This is a genomic window from Roseateles sp., from assembly GCF_046300915.1.
Lineage (GTDB): Bacteria > Pseudomonadota > Gammaproteobacteria > Burkholderiales > Burkholderiaceae_C > Kinneretia.
Genome location: NZ_JBKCLH010000172.1, coordinates 1 through 3,187, shown reverse-complemented (window position 1 = coordinate 3,187; position 3,187 = coordinate 1). Strand labels below are relative to the sequence as shown.

Genomic DNA, 3,187 nt, shown 5'->3' with positions numbered 1-3,187 from the left:
CCGTGAGGCGGCCCAACGCGCCGCCACATCCCGGGCCGGCTCCCTGGCGGCCGGCTCCCGAGCCGCGGCGGGCGGGGCCTCGCGCGTCGGCGCGGCCCGCACCGGTCGGTCGGCCTTGTCCGCGTGGAAGCGAATCCACTGCATCACCTTGTCCGCATCGCGCTTGGCGCGCTCGGCATCGCTGAGCTTGGCCTTGCCGGCCAGATCGCCCAGCTCCTGTGCCCCGGCCCCCGGGGCCAGCATGCCCAGCACCAGGCTTATGGCCAGGACCAGGCTGTGTCGCGGCTGCAGACCGCGACGGCAACGTTCGGATTCCATCCCATCCCTCCCAGGTTGCGACGACGATGACGCCGCGCAGTGTGGGCAACAGTCCCCTGCGCGACAAGCGGGTTTGCGCGCACAAGCTGTCAGAGATTTCACGCAAGCGCCGGCCTCTCACCCTATACTGCGCGCCTGCTCCGGGGAGCCCTGATGCGTCTTGCAGACGCCGGGCTGAGATGTGGTGGAAGCCACGGACCCGCCGAACTTGATCCGGTTTGTACCGGCGTAAGAAGAGCCTGCTCCCACGCCCTGGGTGCGGGCCCTGGATGCTCCAGGGCCGAGTGCGCGACAGCCCTTGCCGGGCCCGCCGCGCCTCCCCTGCCAAGCTCCCGGGCTCACTCACACCCCGCGCCGCCCGAGCACCCTCGCGCGCCTGCCAGCCTGGTTCTTGGCTCGACCTCCGGAGTCCTACTTTCCGGAGACACAAGCCGCCATGAACGACCGCATCCCCCAAGACGCCCAGCTGGCCCAGAGCATCGCGCTGAGCCGCGAACCCCTGCCCGCCTCACGCAAGACCCATGTGGCCGGCAGCCTGCACCCCGAGCTGCGCGTGCCCATGCGCGCCATCTCGCTGACCAATGGCGAGACGGTCACGGTCTACGACGCCTCCGGCCCCTACACCGACCCCGGCGCCGACATCGACGTCAGACGCGGCCTGCCCGCCCCGCGCGCCGCCTGGGTTGAGGCCCGGCAGGACACCGAGGCCTATGAGGGTCGCCGCATCCAGCTGATCGACGACGGCCTGCGCGACCAGGAGCAGCAGCTCAAGCTGCGCGAGCTCAGCGCCGGTCTGCAACGCACGCCGCGCCGCGCCAAGGCCGGGCACAACGTCACCCAGCTGCACTACGCGCGCCGCGGCATCATCACGCCCGAGATGGAGTTCGTGGCCATTCGCGAGAACCAGCGCCTGGACTGGATGCGCGAGTACGAGGCCGACGCCGAGCGCGAGGCCCGCCTGCGCGGCAATGCCATGGGCGCCCGCATTCCCGAACACATCACGCCCGAGTTCGTGCGCGAGGAGGTGGCACGCGGCCGCGCCATCATCCCCGCCAATATCAATCACCCCGAGCTGGAACCCATGGCCATAGGCCGCAACTTCCTGGTCAAGGTGAACGCGAACATCGGCAACTCGGCCGTCACCTCCAGCATCGAGGAAGAGGTGGAGAAGATGGTCTGGGCCACGCGCTGGGGCGCGGACACGGTGATGGACCTGAGCACCGGCCGCAATATCCACACCACCCGCGACTGGATCATCCGCAACAGCGCCGTGCCCATCGGCACCGTGCCCATCTACCAGGCGCTCGAAAAGGTCGGCGGCGTGGCCGAAGACCTGACATGGGCCCTGTTCCGCGACACCCTGATCGAGCAGGCCGAGCAGGGCGTGGACTACTTCACCATCCACGCCGGCCTGCGCCTGCCCTTCGTGCCCCTGACGGTCAAGCGCCGCACCGGCATCGTCTCGCGCGGCGGCTCCATCCTGGCCAAGTGGTGCATCGCCCACCACCAGGAGAACTTCCTGTACACGCATTTCGAAGAGATCTGCGAAATCATGAAGGCCTATGACGTGAGCTTCTCCCTGGGCGACGGCCTGCGGCCCGGGTCGCTCGCCGATGCCAATGACGAGGCCCAGTTCGCCGAGCTGAGGACGCTCGGCGAACTGACCAAGATCGCCTGGAAGCACGATGTGCAGACCATGATCGAAGGCCCTGGCCATGTGCCCATGCACCTGATCCAGGCCAATATGGACGAGCAGCTCAAGCACTGCGACGAGGCGCCCTTCTACACCCTGGGCCCGCTCACCACCGATATCGCGCCGGGCTATGACCACATCACCAGCGGCATCGGCGCGGCCATGATCGGCTGGTTCGGCTGCGCCATGCTCTGCTACGTCACGCCCAAGGAGCATCTGGGCCTGCCCGACCGCGACGATGTGAAGGCCGGCCTGATGGCCTACAAGATCGCGGCCCACGCGGCCGATGTGGCCAAGGGCCATCCGGGCGCGCGCGCCCGCGACGACGCGCTCTCCAAGGCCCGCTTCGAGTTCCGCTGGACCGACCAGTTCAATCTCGGCCTGGACCCCGAGACCGCGCGCGAGTTCCACGACGAGACCCTGCCCAAGGACAGCGCCAAGGTGGCCCATTTCTGCTCCATGTGCGGCCCCAAGTTCTGCTCCATGAAGATCACGCAGGAGGTGCGCGACTACGCCGCCGCCCAGCAGGGCATGGCCGACAAGAGCGCCGAGTTCAAGGCCCAGGGCGGGGAGCTCTACATCCCCATCGCCAAGGGCTGAGATGGCCCGCATCGCCATCGCCGGCGCCGGCCTGGCCGGGCGCCTGTTCGCCTGGGCGCTGGCGCGGGCCGAGCATGAGGTCGAGGTCTTCGACCCCGCGCCCGGCCCCGCGCCGCGCTTCGACGGCCAGGGCGCGGCCGCCTTCACCGCCGCCGGCATGCTCAGCCCCCTGGCCGAGCAGGAATGCGGCGGCCCCGAGGTGGCGGCCCTGGGCTGGCAAAGCCTGGCCCTGTGGCCGCAGATCGTGGCCCGCCTGGGCCCGCAACCGCCACGCCTGTGCGTGGAAGGCAGCCTGCTGCTGGCCCATGGCGCGGACCGTGGCGCCGCCGCCCGCGCCCTGGCCCGCATGCCCGGGGCGCAAGCCCTGACCCCCGAGCAGCTGCGTGCGCTGGAACCCGCGCTGGCGCCCGCCGGCCTGCTGGCCTGGCTGCTGCCCGGCGAGGGCCTGATCAACCCCGTCCAGGCCATGGCCGCCTTGCACGAAGGCGCCATGGGCGTGCGCTGGCACTGGGAGCAGACGGTGGACCAGGTCTTGCCGGGCCTGCTGCATCTGCGGGGCGGTGCGCGCGTTGAAGC

The 3,187-nt window shown here is 70.2% G+C and carries 3 protein-coding genes and 1 riboswitch; of the genes, 2 read left to right on the top strand and 1 reads right to left on the bottom strand.

Annotation, left to right across the window (positions count from 1 at the left end):
* The coding region (locus ACK5F2_RS13130) for a hypothetical protein (RefSeq protein WP_409865261.1) at nt 1-318 on the bottom strand (318 nt) is incomplete at its 3' end.
* A gap of 131 nt (nt 319-449) precedes the next feature.
* Nucleotides 450-570, top strand: a riboswitch (TPP riboswitch).
* Between the two features lie 184 nt (nt 571-754).
* Between ACK5F2_RS13130 and thiC the strand changes: the two genes are divergently transcribed.
* Nucleotides 755-2,611: a phosphomethylpyrimidine synthase ThiC gene (gene thiC / locus ACK5F2_RS13125; protein WP_409865259.1), complete on the top strand. Its 1,857-nt coding sequence runs from the start codon at nt 755-757 to the stop codon at nt 2,609-2,611.
* A 1-nt stretch (nt 2,612) separates the two neighbouring features.
* Nucleotides 2,613-3,187, top strand: a 575-nt coding sequence (locus tag ACK5F2_RS13120; protein ID WP_409865258.1) for an FAD-dependent oxidoreductase, incomplete at its 3' end; no start/stop codon positions are given.